Annotated in this window: 2 protein-coding genes; both read right to left on the reverse strand. The window is 36.6% G+C overall.

Translation table 11 applies throughout. The features are described 5' to 3' along the window. On the reverse strand, nt 1-676 hold a 676-nt coding region (locus EKL98_RS16070), incomplete at its 3' end, for an NAD(P)H-binding protein (protein ID WP_126563153.1). 61 nt (nt 677-737) lie between these two features. Continuing rightward, nucleotides 738-1350: L,D-transpeptidase (locus EKL98_RS16075; RefSeq protein ID WP_148104445.1), on the reverse strand; the 613-nt coding region annotated here is incomplete at its 5' end.

The raw sequence follows: 1350 nt of genomic DNA on the forward strand, positions 1-1350 counted from the left end.
CGTTCTCTTCCAATTTGTCATTCTGTCCCGAAACTTCGGGAGTACGAAGAATTTTTATAACGATGCCAATGCAATCCTCTTGATGAATTAAATTTATGGGAGCATTTGGGTTTTCAATGTTTTTTCTTCCAGCCAAGAATTTTATTGGATGTCGGTCTTCGCCAATTAATCCGCCAAAGCGCAAAATAGTGGTTTTAAAGTTCGAATTACTTTGCAAAAGTTGCTCGGATTGCACTAATTGTTTGCCGCTTTCCGTGTCGGGATTTAATTCCGTTTCCTCTGTCACACTGAGCGCAGTCGAAGTGTCGCCATAAACGGAAGTTGAACTGATAAAAAGCACATTTTCAATAGAGGAGTTTTCTATACTTGGAATCAGATTTTTAATCTTTTCAACGAATGTCTTCCTGAGTGCAGTCGAAGGATCAGTTGCTGAACCACGAAGTTTTGGTGGAATATCGATAATTAAAATAGTCGAATTTTCTAAAAAATCATTGAGATTCCCAACCGTTTCATTTTCTGAAAGTGCAATTAAATAAGGCTGAATTCCTAAATTTTCCAAAACCGAAATTTTTTCAACAGAAGTCGTCGAACCTTTTACGGAAAAATCATTTTCCAATAAGGCTTTCGCCAATGGCAAACCCAACCAACCACAACCAAGAATACTAATTTGAGTCATCGTAAAAAAATTGATTCCTCAAAAGTAGTTTAAATGTTAGCCATTTAAAAATCGATATGTTTTAAGATTTCTTTCTTTTTTCCTGTTCCTTTAAAATGGTTTCCAAATAAGGTTCGGTAACTTTTTCGATTTCACTTTCGGCAATAGTCAAGGCTTTTGGATTTTCTACAAGTTGCAACCAAGGTTTTGGTTTGCCAAAAGGATAACTTCCAAATACTATAACTGGTGTTCCCTTGAATTTTACGTTTTCATCGTCGACCAACACCCATTGATCCGCCCATTTATATAAATATTTAGCATCTTTTTCGAGTAACCTCAAGCAGGAATGCGAGGCTGGATAACCTGGTAAATCGTATTGATGAAAGCCAACTCCCTTTTTGTTTTCGATGTTGAAATTCCAAAGTAATTTCCATTCATCATCAAAAGTGCTAATGGTTTCTTCTGCTTTCCAATTGGTAAAAAATAATCCTGTGGGAGTTTGATCTTTTTTTCGACCCATATTCGTTGGGCCAGTATAAATCAAAATACCGTTTTCATAAGCCGCAAAAGTTTGAGTTGGATAAGAGAAGAAAAGAATTTTATCCACATCCACCAAATAGGGAACTTCAACGGGGAAAGGCAAATAAAACGCAATGTCGCCACTCCTATCCGTTGGAATAATCACGGAATCCATT

This window comes from Flavobacterium bomense (assembly GCF_003970355.1).